This is a genomic window from Paenibacillus sp. JGP012 (genome assembly GCF_014203995.1).
Lineage (GTDB): Bacteria > Bacillota > Bacilli > Paenibacillales > Paenibacillaceae > Paenibacillus > Paenibacillus silvae.
Genome location: NZ_JACHKG010000015.1, coordinates 126920 through 147608 on the forward strand (window position 1 = coordinate 126920; position 20689 = coordinate 147608).

A 20689-nucleotide genomic window follows, 5' to 3' on the forward strand; every position below is an offset into this window, starting at 1 on the left:
ATTTGAACAGACTTCTGGCTTTCGAGCGGGAGTCTGTTTTTATTTAAAGCATAAAAATAGATTTGCGTTGACAACTACATCACTATATCTTAATATTACGATATAACGATTGAGGAGGAGTTGCTTTTGAATTTCCCTGCTTTTGATCGGAATCAACTAAAGCAGTTTGACGAACCCGCTGAATTTCTCAAAGCATTGTCTCACCCGATACGTCTATGCATCGTACGGGGCTTGATGCGCAAGAAGAAATGTAATGTTTCATATATGCAGGAATGTCTGGACCTTCCGCAATCTACCGTGTCGCAGCATCTGCAAAAGCTTCGCAGTGCAGGCATTGTAGCAACTGAGCGTAATGGTCTTGAAGTAAATTATGTACTCGCTGATCCACGTGTGGAACAACTGGTGAACATTTTATTTGCAAAGGATGAATGCGAAGATGAATGAACGTAAAAAAGTGTTAATCGTAGGCGGTGTGGCAGGTGGTGCTTCCGCCGCTGCACGTCTCCGCCGTCTGGACGAACAAGCAGAGATTATTATGTTTGAGAAAGGCCCTTATATTTCATTTGCGAACTGCGGTCTGCCTTATTACATCGGGGGTACGATTGAAGAGCGTGAACGACTGCTTGTGCAGACGCCTAAAGGCATGCAGGATCGATTCAACATTGATGTACGTACAGAGAGCGAGGTTATTGCGGTTGATTCCAGCAAACGTATTGTACAAGTACGGAGTGTGGAACGTGGTGTATATGAGGAAAGTTATGATGAGTTGATTCTGTCCCCGGGTGCTCGTCCCGTTGTGCCTGATCTGCCGGGCAAGGATAACCCGCTGATCTATACGGTACGGAACATTCCTGATATCGATCGAATCAAGGAACAGGTTAGTTCACGTAACAATGAAAATGCAATTGTTATCGGTGGAGGATTTATCGGAGTAGAGATGGCCGAAAATTTGAAGGAAGCGGGGCTTGATGTCACTCTGATAGAGGGAAATGATCAGCTGTTAACTCCGTTTGATCCTGAACTGGCAGCTGCCCTTGCTCAAGAGATGCAGCAACATGGTGTACATCTGTTATTTTCACAACGTGTGCAAGGCTTCCATGCTTTGGATCAAGGCATTGGCGTAGAACTGTCTGATGGCCTTGTGTTATCGGCGGACATGGTCATTCTGGCTATCGGGGTTACACCGGATACCTCCTTCTTGCAGAATAGTGGCGTAGCTCTTGGAGCACGCGGGCACATTGTCGTCAATGAGAAGATGGAGAGCAGTATTCCGCATATTTACGCGGTGGGTGATGCCATTGAAGTGAAGGATTACATTCACGGGACACAAACAGCGATACCGCTTGCGGGTCCTGCAAACAAACAGGGGAGAATTGTAGCGGATCAGATTGCGGGGCTTCCAACGACATATAAAGGAACTCAGGGAACGTCCATCATCAAAGTTTTCGGGTTGACGGGAGCCTCTACGGGCACCAACGAAAAAACGCTGAAACGATTGAACAAGGATTATCGCACCGTAACGGTTCACCCGGCTTCTCATGCGTCCTACTATCCAGGCTCCAGTGCAGTGACATTGAAACTGTTATTCACTCCAGAGGGCCAGATTTTGGGCGCACAGGCGGTAGGTTATGAAGGTGTGGATAAACGGATTGATGATATTGCTGTGGCGATCCATTATGGCGGCAATGTACGTGATCTGACAGAACTGGAATTAAGCTATGCACCGCCCTACTCTTCAGCGAAAGACCCGGTGAACATGATTGGGTACGCTGCGGAAAATATTTTGGACGGACGAGTGAATTCATTCACGTATGATCAGCTTGCTGAGCGTGATCCTGCGGGGTCCATCTTGCTGGACGTACGAAGTGATCTGGAGCACCGCAACGGGAACATTCCAGGCTCACTGTCTATTCCGGTAGACGAGCTTCGCCATCGTCTTGCCGAGCTGGATATATCCAAGGAAATCTGGGTTTATTGCCAGGTAGGGCTGCGGGGTTATACAGCTACGCAAATCTTGCGCCAGCATGGTTATCAGGTGAGGAACTTGAGCGGGGGTTACAAGACCTATCGTCAAGCTCAATTCAAACCTGCACCCGTGTCGGGGGCAGATGGCAACAGTTTGAATAGCAGCAATAGTGGTAAAACAAATGCAGAAACAGTCCAGTCCTCCAAGGAAATTCGAATAGATAATGAGCTGAACGTGTGTGGTTTAAGCTGCCCTGGGCCGCTTATTGAGGTTAAACAGAAAATGGATCAGTTACAGGATGGACAAACACTTCGAGTTAAAGCCTCGGATCCCGGATTTTATGAGGATGTCAAGGCTTGGGCAAGTATGTCCGGGTCGGATGTGCTGAAGCTTGAGCGTGAGAAGGGCGGGGTGATCGAGGCTGTTTTGTCCAAAAACACAGCACCTGTCAGAAGTGAGTCACAGCCATTTGACAAAGCGAGCACGATGGTTGTATTCAGCGGTGATCTGGATAAAGCAATTGCATCGTTCATCATTGCTAACGGAGCAGCTGCGAGCGGTCGCAAAGTGACGATGTTTTTCACCTTCTGGGGCCTGAATATCATCCGTAAGCAAGAGCTGCAGCAAGCGCCTGTGAAAACTGGCATGGCTCGGATGTTTGATATGATGCTGCCCAAAAACAGTTTGAAGCTTGGACTATCCAGAATGAATATGTTTGGTGCAGGACCCAAGATGATTCGAGGACTGATGAAAAAAAATAATGTGGCTTCACTGGAGCAGCTGATGCAATCGGCGATCGCACAAGGGGTAGAGATTGTGGCCTGCCAGATGTCGATGGACCTTATGGGCATACAGCATGAGGAATTGATCAATGAAGCTGTCATTGGCGGAGTAGGTTATTACCTTGGTCAGGCGGATCAGGCGAATCATAATTTGTTTATCTAAACTTAACTGAATACATTCTTATCAATTTTTTAGGTCAACCTCTGTTTCGCTATATAGTGGAACAGAGGTCTTTTGTTTGAATAATCTCATCATTTCGGGACAGGCTACAACTAGGTCGAGGCTTGGAAATGACTAAAATATCCTAAACAATTCTCGATAATCATCAGCTTGAAGCAGATTTCTATGAGAAAGCTGCGCTGATCATGGATTAGAGATACGAAAAATGCTTATATAATACATATTAGTATGCACTGATATTATTTTCTTCAAATTTAATATGTAAAGAGTTGACTATGTAAATTTTTTTGTTATAATAAGTAATTGTTCCCCTGATATTTCGTGTACGAAATATTATATTCCATAAGTAAAAGGGTGAAACAATGACGGACTCGCACGAAGTATTTTACATTATCAACTCATTTCGACAAGTGAATCAGATGCTTTTCCGGGCATTCTGGAATGAAAACAAGGATATCGAGTTGACTTCGATTCAGTTTATGGTGTTATCCATCCTTAAAGAGCGACCAGCTCTGGGTATTAATGAGATTGCTGATCTGTGCCATATGGGCAGCAGCTCGATGAGCGCTGTTGTTGAGCGTCTCGTTAAGGGCGAGTACATTGTGCGTACACGTTCTGATGCGGATCGCCGCTCTGTAGTGCTGCAGATTACAGCCAAAGGGGAAAAGGCCCAGCAGGAGACACAGCAGCTGTGGATGGAGCGTGTATCACCTATACTGGAAATTCCGAAGGATGATCTTGAGCACCTGCTTCGTATTCATAGTCTGATGATTGAAAAGTTACAAGGAAGAGAGATGAACAACTTATGAGCACAACAACTGCTACAGCTCCGTCCTCCGGGATGGACAACATCAAGAAAGGCCCGATTGTAGCGGCCTTGTTAATTGGTGCCTTTGTGGCATTTTTGAACCAGACCCTGATGAACGTTGCTCTTCCTAAAATCATGGAGGACCTCGGCATCGGGCCGAACAGAGCCCAGTGGCTGACCACGGGTTATATGCTGGTAAACGGGGTGTTGATCCCGGTTACGGCGTACTTGATCGCCAAGTTTTCAACACGGCAAATTTTTATAACAGCCATGACCTTGTTTACACTAGGTACGTTGGTATGCGGAATCAGTCCGAATTTTTCTATTCTAATGGTTGGTCGTGTGATTCAGGCCGGCGGTGCAGGTATTTTGATGCCGCTGATGACGGTTGTATTTCTGACCATCTTCCCGATTGAGAAGCGCGGTCAGGCGATGGGTACGATGGGTATTGCCATGATTCTTGCACCAGCGATTGGACCGACATTGTCCGGTTATATCGTTGAGCACTACTCCTGGAGATTGTTGTTCTACATCATTCTGCCATTCTCGGTCATTGCAACAGCGATTGGTATTGCTTTTGTCAAAAATGTAACACGTCAGTCCAAACCGAAACTGGACTCCATCGGCGTTATTTTATCTACACTCGGCTTCGGCAGCTTGCTGTACGGATTCAGTGATGCTGGAACAGATGGATGGGGCAGCACTGTTGTGATCAGCTGTCTGGTTGTTGGTGCGGTTTCCCTCATTTTGTTCGTTATCCGCCAGCTGACTACGGATCATCCGCTGCTTGAGTTCCGTATTTTTAAATACAATATGTACACCTTAACCACCATCATTAATATGCTTGTTACGATGGCCATGTTTGCGGGTATGATTCTGCTTCCGATTTTCTTGCAAAATATTCGTGGCTTCTCGCCTATTGAATCGGGCTTGCTGATGATGCCTGGTGCCATTCTGATGGGGATCATGTCTCCGATCACGGGCCGCATCTTCGATAAAGTCGGTGCACGCTGGCTGTCGGTTGCAGGTCTGGCCATTACAGCCATTACAACGTGGGGACTTAGCCGTCTGTCCATTGACACTACGTATGGATACATGATGTTTATCTACACGGCTCGTATGTTCGGGATGTCCATGCTGATGATGCCAATCCAGACCGCAGGTCTGAATCAGCTGCCTCAACGACTTAATGCACATGGTACAGCAATGTCGAACACACTGCGTACAGTGGCGGGGGCGATCGGTACAGCCATTCTTGTAACGATCATGAGCAGCAAGCTGAAGTCGCATCTGGCCGAAACGATGGCTACGGGTACAGTTGACCCGAATAACAAAACAGCGATGCTGGCTGCTACAGCAGATGCAACGATCTATGGCGTTAACTATGCCTTTACAGTGGCAACTTATATGACGATTGCAGCCCTGATTCTGGCCTTCTTTATCCAGAAAACGAAACCGGCTTCCGAACCGATCAACGCGGAGAAGGAAAAAGCCAAAAAGGTTGCGACAGCTTAATCAGATTAGAAAGAATTCTAAAAGAGAAAGAGAACTCTCCCTGCCGCATTAGGTGTACCCTGCTGGCAGGTAAGAGTTCTCTTTTTTTGTTTTGCAAACGAGACATTACTAAGCTAACGAATTACAATGTATTGTTATTTATCCTCATCCTCATCCTCATCCTCATCCTCATCCTCATCCTTAATTGAAGCCAAATGATGCAGCAACCAATCGGGATCAGGTTCATGTCTGAAGCGTATGAGGTCAATGGAGCCATCCATTTGAAACTCGACTCCTTCGCTAATCAGCTCGTTCTCCTGCATCATACGGGATTCATCGTCTGGTATAGCGATTTCTCCCTTGGCATTGACGACTCGATGCCAGGGCAGACGTTCCTTACGGCTCATGGAGTGCAGGATGCGGACAACCTGTCTTGCCGCTCTGGGGCTCCCTGCAAGGGCTGCAATCTGCCCGTAAGTCATGACTTTGCCCTCGGGGATTGCTGCGATAATAGCGACAACCTGTTTCGTAAACGGGGTCATCATAATCGACTCCTGTCTTTGAACTGAAAATAACAGATCAATAAGATCAAGATACTTTAAAATAAAAAAAGTGCCGCTCAGACATCAGTTCTGAACGACACATTGCAGGCTCAGACGGGTTCTGCCTGTTTGTAGCTTACAAAAGAAGAATAGAGTTAAAGTCTATTCTCCGCAAAAGCTTCCTCATAAATATGTGAATGCCACTCCGCCCATGGAAATTCCCGTGCTGGCAGAGATCGAAGCACGACGTCTTCCTTGGTAACCGGATGTGGAAATGCAGCAATGACAGACCAGAGCGCGATCTGCTGCCCTGGTTTGTTTAGCTTAGCACCATATTTCTGGTCTCCGAACAGCGGGCAGCCAGCTTCTTTCATCTGAACACGAATCTGGTGGGAGCGTCCGGTATGCAGCTCAATATGAACGAGGCTGTACCGATCCGTTTCTCCAATGACCTGATAGTCCAGCACCGCATCCTTGCCGCCAGGCGTACCTTTGGGTACAGCGGTGACGGTATTGGTTCTGCTATCCTTCAACAGTGTGTGTTTTAACGTGCCTTTGCGTGCTGGCAATTTGCCGTGTACAACAGCCGCATAGATTTTACGGAAATGACGTCCGCGCACCGTTTCGGATAATCTGGAGGCGGCTTTGGAGGTTTTGGCAAAAATCATCGCACCTCCAACCGGGCGATCCAGACGATGCACCAGGCCCAGATAAACATTGCCGGGTTTGTTGTATCGTTCCTTCAGATCCTGTTTGAGCAAAGTCAACAGATCGGGATCACCGGATGCATCTTCCTGTGTAGGCACATTCACAGGTTTGCTGATCCCTAACAGATGATTATCTTCAAACAGAATGTCAATCTCTCCGCCTTGCCGATGAGCAGACATCATCAGGACTCCCAGCGGCCCAGAATACCGCATGGCAAATCCAGACCACTGCGTGTAATCGGCAGGCCGATCTCTCCTGCTGTGATCTGTCCGCCATACTTGGCAGACATCGTCATTGTCAGCATGTTGCGCAGTACTGTGGAGGAGATGCCTGTCGTATACGAATTCACCAGCATAAAGAGCGGGTTGTCCGACAGAATGGTCATACAGGATTTCAGGAAAGGATAGAGATTCTCTTCCAGCTTCCATGTTTCGCCGTTCGGACCACGTCCGTAGGAAGGAGGGTCCATAATAATCGCATCATATTTGTTGCCGCGGCGCTGCTCGCGCTGCACAAATTTGAACACATCATCGGTAATAAAACGAACCGGACGGTCAGCAAGGCCGGATAGCTGCACATTTTCTTTGGCCCACTGAACCATGCCCTTGGCTGCATCGCAGTGAACGACGGAAGCACCGGCGTAAGCGGCAGCTACTGTTGCACCGCCGGTATAAGCGAACAGGTTCAGTACAGAGATCGGACGTCCTGCATTTGCAATTTTATCCATCATCCAGCTCCAGTTAGCGGCTTGTTCAGGAAACAGACCTGTATGTTTGAAGCTGGTCGGCTTAATATGAAATTTCAAGTTTTCGTACCCGATCGTCCAGCGTTCGGGAATAGGCTTTTTCATATCCCAGCTGCCGCCGCCAGAGGAGCTGCGGTGGTAGTGACCATGAGCTTGACGCCATTCATGGGTTTCATGTTCGAGCGGCCAGATAATCTGTGGATCAGGTCTGCGCAGGATGACATCGCCCCAGCGCTCCAGCTTCTCGCCGCCTCCAGTATCAATTACTTCATAGTCTTTCCAGTTCTTTGCTACGTACATAGTGGTTTATCCATCCTTCAAAATTCATTTGGATACTATTGTACAACAAAAAAGGGGCTCTACGCCAGCAAGGCTCCTGGTCATCAGGCAGGATCATGACGAATTTCGACATGAAATTAAAATTGAAGAGATTAAAAATTAATTTGACAATGATAATCATTATCACTTATGATTTTGATATTACAATATGTTAGTAAATCCTGAAGATCGTCTTGGGGATATGATGTATATGACAAAGATAAAGCGAGGGACAATAGATGGCTAAATGGTTGGTTGCTTTTGCCAGTATGACGGGAAATACAGAAGAGATTGCGGAACTGATTGCGGAAGGCATAACACAGAGCGGACATGAGGTGGACCTTAAGTCTGTTACAGATTGTAATGCAGCCGATGTGCTGGATTACGACGGATTTATGATAGGTGTGTATACCTGGGGAGATGGAGAATTACCTGATGAGTTTCTGGATTTCTATGAAGAACTGGATGAGCTTGATCTGAGTGGAAGAAGAGCTGCCGTATTCGGCAGCGGTGACACCTCTTATGAACAGTTTTGCAAGGCAGTGGATTTGACAGCGGAGAAGCTGCAGGAGCGCGGGGCGGAAGTATCACCAGAGACGCTCAAGATTGAATATAGTCCGCTGGAGCAGGAGAAGGAAACGTGCCGGGATTTTGGCATACGTTTCGTTGCTGCCGGTGAGAAGGTATCATAAATCAGATGTTACAGCGTGATGTTCAAGCAGCAGTGACCGCAAGGAGCAGTGAGCTTCCCGGACGTTTGCTTGAAGACTACAAGCTGGAAGAGATGCTGCGCAGCCCGTACAGGTTCATCCGCCCTGAACCTGTATCTGAGCAGCAGCCTGCACTGCAATGGAGACATCGTGTACAGTATGCTGTCAGTCATGCCATCAATTATTTTTATAGTGTAGACCCCGAGATTCGCAAAGAAATTCCGATTCAGTATGTACTTGAAAAATGGTGGCCCAGAAAAACGGACGGCTTTGATTCCGTACTTCACTATTGGGATGTCAAACACAAAATGATTGATGAATTGTCACTCGCCATTGCAGCTAATGAGGATCTTCAGCATCCCGTTATTTTATTCGAACAATGGAAAACAGAGGTGCCTTCCTTAACACTGGATATGTCGATCATATTCCAGGCAGTCTGGCAGCCTGAAGGTTGGGATCAACTGCTCGTACAGAAATATATGGTCGTTCATGATGCCAATGTTGTGGAGGCATTCCAGCATATGGTCAGCGTGTTCTGCTGGGAGGCGTTTGGCAAGCTGCCCGGTATGATCGAGATTTACAGCTTGCTCGAAGGCCGCAAAATCAGATTTATGCCAGGCCGTCAATCGTTGCAGCGTTCAATGGATTATCTTCGTCTTGTGCGGGACAGTCTGCTGATACCGCAGGAGACCGCATCTGAACGTTTTACAGCCAAAGACAAGAGCCGCGTACATGAAGAAGTGGATCGGTGGAGAGCCGAAGGAGCAGATTCCAAAAAAACATGGTTGATGTAGCGCAGGTTTCCAGTTGTATGACAGTGGGTATTGCAGAGGAGGGAACGAAGATGACAACGTTATACAGGCAAGAGAACAGCATTGGCAAACGAAGAGCAGGAACCTATGAATTCAGCCCTATGCCCGTACCACAATCCGTGATCCGGAGGCTGCTGGATGAGGCAGATCCATCCTTATATGTTATGAGCCCGGCACCCTGGCGTTATATGCTGTTCTCCGGTGAAGGGCGTCAGCTTTATATGGAAGCCGTCAGACAGAGCTTTCCTCCTCATCTTGCGGATTGTCATGGAAGCTGGGCCGCGTACCAATATACAGAAGCTATTCCGGCGCATCTGGTCGTGGTTGCTCCTGTGTCGGCTGACACACCAGAGGATGATATGATATCTGCCAAGGCATGGAGCAAGCGCTTCTGTATGTTGGCGGCAGAGCAAGGGTTACATGCGGTCTGGAAAGTGAATGATTATCAACAGCATCCGGTATTTATGAATTTAATGGGGTTAACCGCGAAAGAACGGGTGCTCGGTGTGTTTCACATCGGCTACGGAGACCAGTCTGAACCACGCCATATGGAAGCAGGCAGACCCGCCTCTGAACTCATGACGGTGTACGACCATCTGGTATAAAGGAAAGTGGTGTCTCCGCTACCCGATGTAATTTGTACGTAAAACAGCCCTCTATTTTGCAGAGCGGGTAAGGAACTGACGAACAAGTTCCCGCTGTGACTGATCCTGAGCACTTGCAGTATACAAGCGGTTAGACACGGTAATTGCGTTGCCGAAGAAAAAGCGTTCAAACTGTGTCTGTCTGCCGCCAAACGAACCTGCTCCGAGTTCCCAGATCAAGCGGAAGAGCGCGTTGCGCTCCGGTGAGCTCAGGTCTGTGCCCCTTAGATAAATGTTCAATGATTCTGCGGCCCCGGATTGAAAGTCCTCTTCCTGAGGCACCATGATCATGCCGCTGGAGCTTAGCAGTTGCAAAATTTCGATCATCTCAGGGTACAGCTTCGGATATAACAGATTGGCAGCCATGAGTGGTTTGGGTGCTGGCAATACATAACCTCTACCGTCGGGTACAGCACCTGCCTCAGCTGCGATCGCAAGCGCCTTTAATGACTCAAGACCGGCGAGGGCACGAGCTGTCTTTTCTATCACATGGGCTTCACTTTTCAGATCAAGTGTATCAGTAAGCAGCTGAATTGTACCCAGGACAAATTCGGTTTTGGCTATATAACGGCATAAAACCTGGTGTCCGGCGTGGATATGAAAATTGCTCCCACTGAAAAGAGCTGAGGACATCTGCTCATTACCCGCAAAAAAAATGCGTTCATGGGGTACAAGCACATGGTCAAAGATGACGATATTGTCCATTTCCTCATATTTGGAGCTCAAAGGATAGTTATAATCTGAGGATGCGGCATACGTATCTCTGCAGATCAGGGTGATGCCTGGCAGATCATTGGGAACGGCAAAAGAAAAAGCAAACGGATTCTCATCATCAAAAGGTGCGGGTGAAGGGGAAGGGTAAACGAAAATCTCGTCCGAAGTGGCTGCCTGTGTAGCCATCATAAAAGCACCATTAATAATCAATCCTTCTTCTGTCCGTTCAACAACTTTGGCTGCAATGGCATCTTCTGTTGCGTCAAGCTGTCCTGAAATTTTGCTAGCATGGGGCTGAATGAACGCGTGGGATAGTGTGATGTCGTGGTCACGGCAGTAGGCATAGTAATTTCTCAGATTTTCAGCGTATTGGGGAGATAGCTCGTTGAGCAGATCAGCTGCTGTGTAAAAAGCCATGATAGCCGTGTTCATGTAATCGGGTGAACGTCCCAGAAAGCCGTGATGGACCTGAGCCCACAGTGTCATCGCTTCCCGTCTTTTGCGAAGATCGTCGCTGCTTGTTGGAGGCAGGAAGGACATGCCTACAGGTTTGCCATCGGATGGAGAGGCATACGTCAAGCGCTCTGCCAGTTGTGGATCAGATTGCATATCATACATGAACTTCTGGGTTTTCATCAGGCCGGAAAAGGCGATATGCTCTGAACGTTTACCGTTCAGCAGTTCTCCCTTGTACCAGCAGGGGACGGTTTGGGCGTTAATTCGTTCACAATACTGCATGCCAGTTTTAGCGGGCATCGTTATTCACCTCTTGGTTCATGTTTCATGGGCATATTCACTTCTAAACATAGTCTACGTGAAGGTGCTGTCCAATGTGCAGATGACCATAGAGGGAATTTTATTTTAAAGCTTGATAATAATTATCATTCTTGCTACAATAAGCAAAGAAAAAGGAACCCCGAGGGGCTCCTTCAGTAACACAATCAACCATTATTTCACTTCAAACGTTTTGCAGTCTGTTTCAGCAGACTCACTTGCTTCTTTGGAAGCATGGCTCACGATGTAGATGGAGGTAGCGTTGCATTTGTTTTCTTGAGCCCAGTGACGACAGGAGTTTACTTCACACAGTACGTCTTTTGCCATGATTGTTAACCTCACTTTGAATGGGATTACATTCGTTGGTATACATCTTCTGGATAAGCAAGTTGCCGCTTGCATATCTGGAACAATTTTCACGCTCTCATGAAATTAGAGGGCTTTTTTGCGTTATACACAACGATGCACTTTCAGAATAGCAAATTTGGCTAATGCATGCAACTAAACGCTGCTTCTTAGAAAATAAAATGCACACAAGCAGTATCCGCTTTGCAAAGAGGCCGCATTATGTTATGATTTAATAGTAAAATTTACGATTAACAACAAAAGACAACCAGAAACTAGATCGGCTCAGCCCTTTAATCATAAATATGAAGGAGTTACACCAGCACATGAGCAAAATGAATAACAGCAATCGTATCCCGCGTGCCAAGGGCATTGATATGGCGGCGTTCTACACACCTAAGGAATGTAGACGAAAAGCCCAGCATATTGTATTTTCCGCTGAAAATGAACGAATTGTCGAGGAATTTATTACGATTCTGGGCATGAAGGAAAAGTTCAGAGAGCATGACGTATCGATTCCTAACAAAATGGTCATGTTTGGCCCTCCGGGCACAGGAAAAACATTAACCGCTTCATATCTGGCTCAACGTCTAGAACTGCCGCTGGTGCTCGTCCGGCTGGACGCGCTCATTCACAGTCATCTGGGGGAAACAGGCAGTAACGTACGCAAATTGTTCGAATATGCATGTCTCAACCCCTGTGTATTGTTCTTGGATGAATTTGATGCGATTGGCCGTACACGGGAAAGTAATGATGAAGTAAAAGAGATGGCCAGAGTGGTCAATACACTGCTGCAATGTCTGGATGAATTCGAAGGAGACAGCATTCTGGTTGCTGCGACAAATCTGGAGACACAGCTGGATCACGCAATCTGGCGCCGCTTTGATACCAAGATGACGTACAGCATGCCGGATGAAGACAGCCGCAGGCTTTATATCAGCAAGCTGGTTGGCACCTTCGAGCAGGAGAACAGTCTGGAGGATTATATCTGTGAACGTCTGGCTGGCTGCAGTTATGCAGACGTAGAGCAGATTGTATTAAAAGCGAAGCGTAAAGCGATCATTCGCAGCACACCGCTGCAAAAACAACTGATCGCTGATGCTTATGATGAGTACAGACCTCGAGTGCTTCAAGGGTAGAAAATAGCCCGGTTTCCTGTTATCTAAGGAAAGCCGGGCTATTTCTTGTGCAGCTGCGGTCAAGCTTTGACCGGGGCACCATATGTTTTTTCAGATGTAAGCACTTCAGGCTGTGCGACCCAGCGCGGCAGACTCAAGCGGAATGTGCTGCCCACCGGACTGCTGGATACCAAGGTTAACTCACCGCCTTGCTCCTGAGCAAGAAGGCGGCTATAGGTTAATCCGAGACCCAAGCCGCGATTGCGGCGTTTTTTCAGCTCACCACGATAGAAGCGTTCGAAAATGTTCGGCTGATCCTCAATCGAAATGCCCGTACCATTGTCCTGTACGTCCACGTGTAAAAGACGCTCATCTGCATGCAAAACGATATGGAACCGGGCTTGTTGTCCGGGAGCTGTGGCATGAAGCCCGTTATTAAGCAGATTGACAACAATTTGCTGGATGCGAAGAGCGTCACCGACAACATACAGAGAGTCAGGCGGAGTCTGCAGTTGAACCTCCGGCATCTGATCTTCATATGCAATCTTCCATTGGTAGAGAATTTCGCCAACAAGCAGCTTGAGATCCGTTCGTTCCTTTCGAACAGCAACACTGCCTGCAGTCATTGCATTGTAATCCAGCAAATCGGCGATCATACGCTCCATACGTTCTGATTCCTTCAAGGCGATATCGAGAAACTCCTTGCCCTCCTGTGGACTGACTACATCGTCTCGCACAGCCATCACAAGTCCTTTAATAGACGTAACGGGGGTTTTGAGCTCATGACTTACACCCGCCAGTGATAGTGTTCGCCACTCCTCAAGCTGTCGCAGGCGTGTTGCCATATCACCGAAAGAACCTACAAGCTCGTTAATCTCCCGCTCCCTGGTGTCAATATCGAGGCTTACCTCATAATTGCCGCCACGTATTTGCTCTGCTGCATAAGCAACCTGACGAATCGGTCTCGAGAGCTTGCTGGATAACAGATAGATGGTAAACCAGCCGCATAGAATCAGACCGCCAAAGATGAGTGCAACAAACCATATCGTTTCAGGGCTAAACGTAATGGACTGTTTGGACTGCATGACCCAAACTTTACCTAATGTCTGATTCCCGTCTGTAATATCGACCGTTACCCCGGCATATTTACTGTTACGTGGTTCAAGATAGTCATCGGAGAGCCGGTAGTGGACATCTTCTTGCTTCATTTTAGGCTGGGAGAAAATCAGCTTGTTATTATTGTCCAGCACCATGACACAGAAATAATGATCCGTATTAAACAGCTTCTCGCGGCTGCTTACGATCGTATTCAGATCAGGTGGAACCCAAAGCTGGTTGCCCTTGACGGTCACTCGATCAGCAATCTCCCAACCGAGCAGCTCAGCTGTTTTCAAACTTTTTTCAATCGATGTTGTGCGTATCCAATAGAGTGCACCCGCCGCAATAATCGAGAAGCCGATACATAATATCAGAAAATAACGCAGCGTCCAGTGTGACAAAATAGAAATCGTGCGTTTACGCTTGTTCGAAGTTAATTGGCGACCCAAAATTGATACCCCATTCCTCGCAGCGTGCGTATCTCTCCTGTATCGGTCGTCCAGTGGGAGAGTGCCTGACGCAGTCGTTTGATTGATAAATCTACTGCCCGATCACTGCCCTCGTAATCCATGCCCCATACCTGCTCGATCAGGTGTTCTCTGGTAAATGTACGATTGGGGTATTCGGACAAAAAAATAAGCAGGGACAAGTCCCGTGGTGTCAATGCCACTTCAGCACCATTCAGGAGCACTTGCTTGGCCGCTAGATCAATGACCAGGTTGCCAAACGAGCGCTTGTCCTCGCCCCCGGAGGTCCAATGCGGATTCCGCCGCAGCACAGCATTTACCCTTGCGACCACTTCTTCGGGTACAAAAGGTTTGCTCATATAATCATCGGCACCGGAATTAAGTCCGTTCAGCCGGTGTGTAATATCGTCAAGTGCAGTTAACATGATGACAGGGCATGTGCTTTTTTCCCGAATCAGCTGCAGCAGGTCCCAACCGTCCATTCCCGGAAGCATGACATCCAGTAATACGAGAGAAGGGGCTACGGAATCAAAAAGACTTAAGGCTGTCTGACCGTCTGCTGCATGATGTACTTCAAATTCAGCTTTGCGCAGATAAGCAGCCAGAACGCGTGCGATTGCCTGCTCATCCTCCACGATGAGTATAGATTTCAAACAGGGTGTTCTCCTTTCGCATGAAGCTTGTGTACTGATTTTACATGAGGTGAGGCATAAAGCCAATGCTGTAATCAATTTTTGAAAAAAGTTGCAAATAAATCGTATCTTGACTTCTTCCTGACACATTCGACTGGTATGATCCATATCAATGAGGAGCCATTAACCATACCATACTGTACTGGAGGAATTATAGAGATGAATAAAAAGACGAAAACATGGATCATTACAGGTGTAGCAGCAGTAGCCATTATTGGCGGGGGCGGTTATTACTTTACGAATAGTTATCTGGGGAATAATGTGGAGATTGAGCAGGTACTGCCTGCAAGCACAGCAGCTTCAGCGACAACGTCGGACGGCAGCTCGGCAGCAGCGGTGGAGAATACAGCAGCAGGTGCTGAAAAGCTGAGCGGGGACTGGAACATCAGCGAAGGCTCGAAAGTGTATTTTTCGGTAACGACCTCTCAGGAAACAGTGAACTTTGTGGACGAGCAGGTAAGTGGGAAATGGTCACTGAACGATCAGGATCCAGCGAAGTCAACAGCTGAGGGACAGATCGAGATGAATGGCATCGATTCCGGCAACGGTCAGCGGGATGAGCATGTGAAAAGCGCAGATTTCTTCGACATGGCCCAATATCCACAGGCGACATTCAAAGCAACTTCTTTTGAAGGCATGCCTGCTGAATGGACAGAGGGACAGACGGTTGATCTGAAAATGAAGGGCACCCTGACGGTCAAAGGCATTGAAAAGGAAGTAACTTTTGATGCGAAAGCGGCTTATCAAGATAATCAATTGCTGCTGTCAGGCACAACGATGGTCACGTTTGAAGACTTTGGCATGAAAAATCCACACTCGGTTGTGCTTTCTACGGAAAATGATATTCAGGTGCGCCTGGAGCTGAAGCTGGCGAAATAGAGTTGTCTTTCTTCTATAATAAGAAGGAGAATACATCTCATTCAGAAGTAGAATGACCTTTATTTTGAAGTAAAGTGTCCTTTATTTATGCAGCACATTTGAAATCTGTTCGATTCTGCCTTAGGGTGGACGAGCAGATTTTTTTGTTTTTCTCCTGCCTGCAGCTGGAAAATCAGGGTAGGCCTAGGCGGACGGAAGCATGGGAAATTCTACATTGTTAAAATAACTGCTGTTTCCTTTCGAAAATGCCGTATTGCTGATGATCATGAAGCGCTTACAATGAGGAGGATTCATGACATTCATTGATCCAAGCATAAACAAACACTTAAAGGGGGAGATCAAGGGTGAACAAAAGGTACATAAGCGGCTGTCTTGTTTTATTGTTGTTGTTCTGTGATCTGGGTCTGATCGCCAGGCCCGCAGAAGCAGCGAAAAATAATGTGGCGCTGAACAAAACAGTAACGGTGAGTGCGGAAGACTTGGAGTACCACGGGGAAAAAGAAAAAGCTGTGGATGGTGATGTGTACACACATTGGAGTGCACCTGGTCCAACTAAAGCAAATGATCCTCACTGGTTGATGGTTAATCTGGGAGGGCCATATGTGCTGTCTGGAGCGGAAATCACATGGAAAGACGAAGATGACCAAAAAGAAAAAATTATTCAGTATGTGATTGAGGTATCCGAAGATGGCAACACATGGACTCAAGTCGCCAGCAACACAGATCAAATTGCGGAAAAAACGATTAATCTCGATTTTAATACAAGCACGGCGGTGCAATATGTGAAAGTAACGATTCCATTTTATCTGGGAGAGAATTATTGGCCGGGAATAGCCGACCTGAAAGTCTGGGGAGAATCGGAAGGCATGGAGCCAGCCGACATTACGAGTTATGATCAGGTACAAGTAAGCACACTTCCACGAAGTGCGCCGGTTCTGCCTGCGGAGGTCAAAGCCAATTATGCAAATCAAAAGTCAGGTCTGGTTCCCGTAACCTGGGACAGCATCGACTCATCGCAATATGAGACAGCAGGTGAATTCACTGTAACAGGTGCCGTATATGGTACGGAGCTTAAACCTGAAGCAAAGGTTATTGTACAAGGGTATCGTTCCGATTACGTAAGAGGCGTTGATATTTCAACACTCACGGCGATTGAAGCGAAGGGTGGAAAATATCTGGACAGCAACGGCACCGAACGGGACTTGCTTGATATTCTCAAGGATCGCGGTGTCAATTATGTGCGTCTGCGTCTTTGGAATGATCCACAGCAATCGGGTGGTTATAACGATAAGGAAGATGTCATCAACATGGCTGTACGTGCTAAACAAAAGGGCATGAAGGTGCTGCTGGATTTCCATTATTCGGATGATTGGGCACACCCTGGTCAGCAGCTTGTTCCAAAAGCGTGGGAGAACCTGGATTTCGAAGGACTTAAGAAAGCGGTATACAATTATACGGTTGAAGTCGTCGGGGATTTGAAGAATGCAGGTGCTATGCCGGATATGGTACAGATTGGCAACGAGATTAATAGCGGGCTTTTAAACGGCAAAAACCTGACTGTTAATTTTGCCGAAAACGCAGCATTGCTGAAAAGTGGAATTGACGCTGTACGCGCAGTTGAAGCAGCAGGCGGGAACAGCGGTGACCCGGCAATGATCATGATTCATCTGGCCGAAGGCGGCAAGACGGATAGTATCAAATGGTACTTCGGAGAGCTGGAAAAAGCAGAACCAGAACTGAAGTATGACATTATCGGACTGTCGTATTACCCGTTCTGGCATGGTACATTTGCCGACGTGCAGCGAACGATGAATGAAGTATCCGCAGCGTTTGGTAAGGATGTTATTATCGCAGAAACATCCTATCCGTTCACTTATAAAAATGGAGACAAGCATGGAAATATCATTGGCTCGGATCAAGCCCTTCATGTTGGAGGGGCAACGTTCCCGGCAACGGTTCAAGGGCAGTACGATGCGATTGCGGGCATTATGGATCTGATTGCAAACGTGCCTGATCATCGCGGGGCAGGTTTCTTCTACTGGGAGCCGGCCTGGATTCCGGCAGGAGTAGGCTGGATTGATACCGAAGGCGATGCGTGGGAAAACCAGGGCATGTTTGATTATGATGAGTTTCCGGCGAATGGCGGATATTCCAAAGAAGGCAGAGCCCTGTGGTCTCTCGACGTATTCAAAAGAGGGCTTGTGCAGATGCCAACAGATCGGCAGCAGCTGGCAGCAGCACTAACACGGGCAAACGCCCTTGTCGAAAGTGATTTTACACCTGAAACGTGGGGGAGTCTGGCTCCTGCAATTGATGTAGCTGAAGGGATCTACGCTAAAGCGTATACGTCAGGTGGTGTGAGTCAAGAGGAAACCGATGCAGCGACAGCATCTTTGGAAAATGTGATGTCACAGCTTGGCGTGATTGCGCCGGAACTTGAACCGCTTCAAGCGACAATTGTAGAAGCAGAGAAGCTTCAACAGAATAACTGGTCGTCAGCAACATGGGCCGTACTCAGCAAAGCGCTGGAACATGCGAAAACCGTTGTGGCTGATCCAAAAGCTACCCAAACAGATGTAAATCAAGCAAAAGAGCGTCTTCAAGCAGCTATTGAAGGCTTGTCTGATGTGGATAAAACAGAACTGCACCAATACATTCAGCTCATGCAGATGGAGAATGAATCATCATATACCCATCGCAGCTGGTCCGTTCTGCAGCAGGCTTTGCAGGATGCCATTCAGGTGAGAGACAATACAGATGCTAAGCAATCTCAGGTAAATGCAGCACTGGATACGTTGAAACAAGCTTTCACAAATCTGGGCAAACTGCAGGCCTTGACGACAGGTAAAACAGCTACAGCTTCAAGCAGTGCAGGAAATGGCGGCGGTAAGGACAACTCGCCGGCAGGCGCGATTGACGATGATCCAACCACGTCCTGGGGGACAGATCAGGGACCGGGTGAGAACACCTGGTGGACGGTGGACCTTGGACAGGTTGCGAATCTAAGGAAAATTGAAATGTCGATGTGGAGCGGTGGCATCAAATACAGAATGGATGTATCCGATGATAATGAGCATTTCAAGACGGTCGTGGATACAACCAGCGACGTTGTCGTGTCTACATCCCCAAGTCACGTTTTCCCGGAGGGAACAGAGGGGCGTTACGTCCGCGTGACGATTACCGCAGGTTCCTCATGGGTCGGGTTCATGGAATTTGAAGCTTATGGTACTATCCCGGCGGACAGAAGTGCTTTGAAATCAACTGTTGCATCTGTAGAAGCGTTGAAGCAAGCGGATTACACGGCTTCCAGCTGGAATGTATTCAGCCAAGCGCTGAAGCAAGCTCAGCAGCTGATGCTGGATGCGGAAGCTACGGAGCAAGAGCTAACCAGTGCGGACCAACAGCTGAAGGATGCCGCTGCGCAGCTCGTACGCCAGACTGCAAACCCGGGCACGGGGCAGCCATCCCAGCCAGGCAGTTCGTCCGGTTCGCCTTCATCTTCGGCAGGTACGGATAATCCGGCAGCAACACCGCAGCCGGCGCCTGGTAACGAAACAACGAGTGGTTCCATTACCGTAAAAGGAACAGCCACAGGAGAGGGCAAATTTGCAGTGCGTCCAAGTGCAGCCGAGCTTGCTCAGGCTTTGAAATCAATGGACACAGGCAAACGTACCTTGAAGCTGGTGGCCGATGTGCCTGACAGTTCCAAAGCGGTGACGTTCCAGATATCATCGAGTCAGCTGGCTTCATGGGTTAAATCGGCGGAAGTACATTCCATTGATGTTGTCGTGGGCAAAACGACAGTTCGTATCCCGCTTCGGTCCCTGCCGCTCACGATTTCGGAGACCGCAGGTACGTTTGACGTTGTCGTTGCAGAAGGATCAGCAGAGCAAGTGACTGCTGCCCAGCGAGCCGATATCGGCAATCATCCTGTGGTTGATGTGCAGCTGCTGCTCAATAACAAGTCGATCCAGTGGGCTGACAAGACGGTTGAAGTGCTTTTATCCGATGTACAGCCTGTCAAAGCAGAGCATACGGTCATGGTTGTCAATTCCATCTCAACGAATGGTGAACTGCAACCTGTGGCATATACCAAGTATGAGCAGACTACAGCTACGATGGCATTCAAGCCGTCCAAGCCTGGCAGTTACGTCATTACCAACGTTAAAGTGCCTTTAACCGATTTGCAGCAGCATGCTTGGGCAGTTCAAGAGGTTCAGCATCTCTATAGCAAAGGCATCATTGCAGGTATGAGTGATACTCGTTTTGAGCCGCAGAGTGAACTCACCCGTGCCCAATTTTTACAGATGCTTGTTAAAGGGATTGGAAAAGGAAATCACACGGATTCTTCAGTTACACTACCGACAGACGTCAAGTCAGATCAATGGTTTGCAGATGCCGTTCGCACAGGTCTTGCGATGAACATTGTTCAGGGCAGAGCGGACGGAACATTCGGTGCAAATGATCGCATATCACGTCAGGATATGGCTGTAATGCTGCATCGGGCAATGCTGGCAGCAAGTGACGTGAACGATAAGGCTTCTGCAGCTGCTGCCGGACAGCCTGTGTTTAAAGATCAAACCGCAATTGCCGGATACGCACAAGAGGCTGTGGCCTCCATGCTGGAGCTTGGCGTATTAAACGGGCTGCCGGACAGCACTTTTGCTCCAAAACAGACCGCGAATCGTGCGCAAGGAGCTGTTGCGGTAGCGAGGCTGCTGGAACAGTTGTACTAAGAGTTTTGATTCAAGCTTGATCATAATAACTTAAACGTAAGAAAAGAGAGATCGAATCGCGGAGAGGCCACTGAAGAACTAGCAGTTTTTCTACAGATGTTATTTAGTTTACAGAAAAGAAGACATTCGTACCGAATTTCGGAACGAATGTCTTCT

The 20689-nt window shown here is 47.8% G+C and carries 17 protein-coding genes; 10 read left to right on the forward strand and 7 right to left on the reverse strand.

What is annotated here, in order from left to right:
* The first annotated feature begins 126 nt into the window (after positions 1-126).
* From HNR77_RS18425 to HNR77_RS18440, 4 genes are all read left to right on the forward strand, one after another.
* Positions 127-444, forward strand: a complete 318-nt coding sequence (locus HNR77_RS18425) for an ArsR/SmtB family transcription factor (protein WP_111271334.1) — start codon at positions 127-129, stop codon at positions 442-444.
* A complete protein-coding gene (locus tag HNR77_RS18430) occupies positions 437-2911 on the forward strand; it encodes an FAD-dependent oxidoreductase (RefSeq protein WP_184187431.1) in 2475 nt (824 codons plus the stop codon). Before HNR77_RS18425 ends, HNR77_RS18430 begins: the two co-directional genes overlap by 8 nt.
* A gap of 380 nt (positions 2912-3291) precedes the next feature.
* Positions 3292-3738 (forward strand): MarR family winged helix-turn-helix transcriptional regulator, encoded by a 447-nt coding sequence (locus tag HNR77_RS18435; RefSeq protein ID WP_184187433.1) that lies wholly within the window; start codon positions 3292-3294, stop codon positions 3736-3738.
* Positions 3735-5252, forward strand: coding sequence for a DHA2 family efflux MFS transporter permease subunit (locus tag HNR77_RS18440; protein WP_184187436.1), 1518 nt, complete (start codon positions 3735-3737; stop codon positions 5250-5252). The genes HNR77_RS18435 and HNR77_RS18440 overlap by 4 nt, the downstream gene beginning before the upstream one ends.
* Before the next feature lie 134 nt (positions 5253-5386).
* On the opposite strand, the gene HNR77_RS18445 is transcribed toward HNR77_RS18440, so the two are convergent.
* From HNR77_RS18445 to HNR77_RS18455, 3 genes are all read right to left on the reverse strand, one after another.
* The gene (locus tag HNR77_RS18445) at positions 5387-5773 is read right to left on the reverse strand and encodes an MGMT family protein (protein ID WP_184187439.1); all 387 of its coding nucleotides are present in this window, start codon (positions 5771-5773) and stop codon (positions 5387-5389) included.
* Positions 5774-5928: 155 nt separating this feature from the next.
* Complete coding sequence (locus tag HNR77_RS18450) at positions 5929-6660, reverse strand: RluA family pseudouridine synthase (protein WP_184187442.1); 732 nt, start codon at positions 6658-6660, stop codon at positions 5929-5931.
* A gap of 2 nt (positions 6661-6662) precedes the next feature.
* A complete protein-coding gene (locus HNR77_RS18455; RefSeq protein ID WP_184187445.1) occupies positions 6663-7526 on the reverse strand; it encodes a class I SAM-dependent methyltransferase in 864 nt (287 codons plus the stop codon).
* Positions 7527-7783: 257 nt separating this feature from the next.
* Between HNR77_RS18455 and HNR77_RS18460 the strand changes: the two genes are divergently transcribed.
* The 3 genes from HNR77_RS18460 to HNR77_RS18470 are packed head-to-tail and all read left to right on the forward strand — an operon-like array spanning position 7784 to position 9671.
* Positions 7784-8236 carry a flavodoxin gene (locus HNR77_RS18460; RefSeq protein WP_184187448.1) on the forward strand — a complete coding sequence of 151 codons (453 nt, stop codon included), beginning with the start codon at positions 7784-7786 and terminating at the stop codon, positions 8234-8236.
* A gap of 5 nt (positions 8237-8241) precedes the next feature.
* Positions 8242-9048 (forward strand): hypothetical protein, encoded by an 807-nt coding sequence (locus HNR77_RS18465; RefSeq protein WP_184187451.1) that lies wholly within the window; start codon positions 8242-8244, stop codon positions 9046-9048.
* A gap of 50 nt (positions 9049-9098) precedes the next feature.
* A complete protein-coding gene (locus tag HNR77_RS18470) occupies positions 9099-9671 on the forward strand; it encodes a nitroreductase family protein (RefSeq protein WP_184187454.1) in 573 nt (190 codons plus the stop codon).
* A 51-nt stretch (positions 9672-9722) separates the two neighbouring features.
* Here HNR77_RS18470 and HNR77_RS18475 read toward each other — a convergent pair whose 3' ends face one another.
* Together HNR77_RS18475 and HNR77_RS18480 are read right to left on the reverse strand one after the other, a co-directional pair.
* A complete protein-coding gene (locus HNR77_RS18475; protein WP_184187457.1) occupies positions 9723-11180 on the reverse strand; it encodes a 4-hydroxyphenylacetate 3-hydroxylase family protein in 1458 nt (485 codons plus the stop codon).
* A 192-nt stretch (positions 11181-11372) separates the two neighbouring features.
* Positions 11373-11525 (reverse strand): DUF1540 domain-containing protein, encoded by a 153-nt coding sequence (locus HNR77_RS18480; protein WP_110894143.1) that lies wholly within the window; start codon positions 11523-11525, stop codon positions 11373-11375.
* Between the two features lie 344 nt (positions 11526-11869).
* Here HNR77_RS18480 and HNR77_RS18485 point away from each other — a divergent pair, with 344 nt between their 5' ends.
* The gene (locus HNR77_RS18485) at positions 11870-12682 is read left to right on the forward strand and encodes an AAA family ATPase (protein ID WP_184187460.1); all 813 of its coding nucleotides are present in this window, start codon (positions 11870-11872) and stop codon (positions 12680-12682) included.
* A gap of 59 nt (positions 12683-12741) precedes the next feature.
* Here HNR77_RS18485 and HNR77_RS18490 read toward each other — a convergent pair whose 3' ends face one another.
* Together HNR77_RS18490 and HNR77_RS18495 are read right to left on the reverse strand one after the other, a co-directional pair.
* Positions 12742-14208, reverse strand: a complete 1467-nt coding sequence (locus HNR77_RS18490; RefSeq protein ID WP_184187463.1) for a HAMP domain-containing sensor histidine kinase — start codon at positions 14206-14208, stop codon at positions 12742-12744.
* A complete protein-coding gene (locus HNR77_RS18495; protein ID WP_184187466.1) occupies positions 14193-14879 on the reverse strand; it encodes a response regulator transcription factor in 687 nt (228 codons plus the stop codon). The genes HNR77_RS18490 and HNR77_RS18495 overlap by 16 nt, the downstream gene beginning before the upstream one ends.
* Before the next feature lie 198 nt (positions 14880-15077).
* Between HNR77_RS18495 and HNR77_RS18500 the strand changes: the two genes are divergently transcribed.
* Both HNR77_RS18500 and HNR77_RS18505 read left to right on the forward strand, forming a co-directional pair.
* On the forward strand, positions 15078-15797 hold the full coding sequence (locus tag HNR77_RS18500; protein ID WP_184187469.1) for a YceI family protein: 720 nt from the start codon (positions 15078-15080) through the stop codon (positions 15795-15797).
* A gap of 344 nt (positions 15798-16141) precedes the next feature.
* Complete coding sequence (locus HNR77_RS18505; protein WP_184187471.1) at positions 16142-20533, forward strand: glycosyl hydrolase 53 family protein; 4392 nt, start codon at positions 16142-16144, stop codon at positions 20531-20533.
* Positions 20534-20689 lie beyond the last annotated feature (156 nt).

What these genes read in the sequence shown, in the direction of transcription:
- HNR77_RS18430 (WP_184187431.1), top strand. Translation starts at nt 437, where the DNA reads ATGAATGAACGTAAAAAAGTGTTAATCGTAGGCGGTGTGGCAGGTGGT.
- HNR77_RS18435 (WP_184187433.1), top strand. Translation starts at nt 3,292, where the DNA reads ATGACGGACTCGCACGAAGTATTTTACATTATCAACTCATTTCGACAA.
- HNR77_RS18440 (WP_184187436.1), top strand. Translation starts at nt 3,735, where the DNA reads ATGAGCACAACAACTGCTACAGCTCCGTCCTCCGGGATGGACAACATC.
- HNR77_RS18445 (WP_184187439.1), bottom strand. Translation starts at nt 5,773, where the DNA reads ATGACCCCGTTTACGAAACAGGTTGTCGCTATTATCGCAGCAATCCCC.
- HNR77_RS18450 (WP_184187442.1), bottom strand. Translation starts at nt 6,660, where the DNA reads ATGTCTGCTCATCGGCAAGGCGGAGAGATTGACATTCTGTTTGAAGAT.
- HNR77_RS18455 (WP_184187445.1), bottom strand. Translation starts at nt 7,526, where the DNA reads ATGTACGTAGCAAAGAACTGGAAAGACTATGAAGTAATTGATACTGGA.
- HNR77_RS18460 (WP_184187448.1), top strand. Translation starts at nt 7,784, where the DNA reads ATGGCTAAATGGTTGGTTGCTTTTGCCAGTATGACGGGAAATACAGAA.
- HNR77_RS18465 (WP_184187451.1), top strand. Translation starts at nt 8,242, where the DNA reads ATGTTACAGCGTGATGTTCAAGCAGCAGTGACCGCAAGGAGCAGTGAG.
- HNR77_RS18470 (WP_184187454.1), top strand. Translation starts at nt 9,099, where the DNA reads ATGACAACGTTATACAGGCAAGAGAACAGCATTGGCAAACGAAGAGCA.
- HNR77_RS18475 (WP_184187457.1), bottom strand. Translation starts at nt 11,180, where the DNA reads ATGCCCGCTAAAACTGGCATGCAGTATTGTGAACGAATTAACGCCCAA.
- HNR77_RS18480 (WP_110894143.1), bottom strand. Translation starts at nt 11,525, where the DNA reads ATGGCAAAAGACGTACTGTGTGAAGTAAACTCCTGTCGTCACTGGGCT.
- HNR77_RS18485 (WP_184187460.1), top strand. Translation starts at nt 11,870, where the DNA reads ATGAGCAAAATGAATAACAGCAATCGTATCCCGCGTGCCAAGGGCATT.
- HNR77_RS18500 (WP_184187469.1), top strand. Translation starts at nt 15,078, where the DNA reads ATGAATAAAAAGACGAAAACATGGATCATTACAGGTGTAGCAGCAGTA.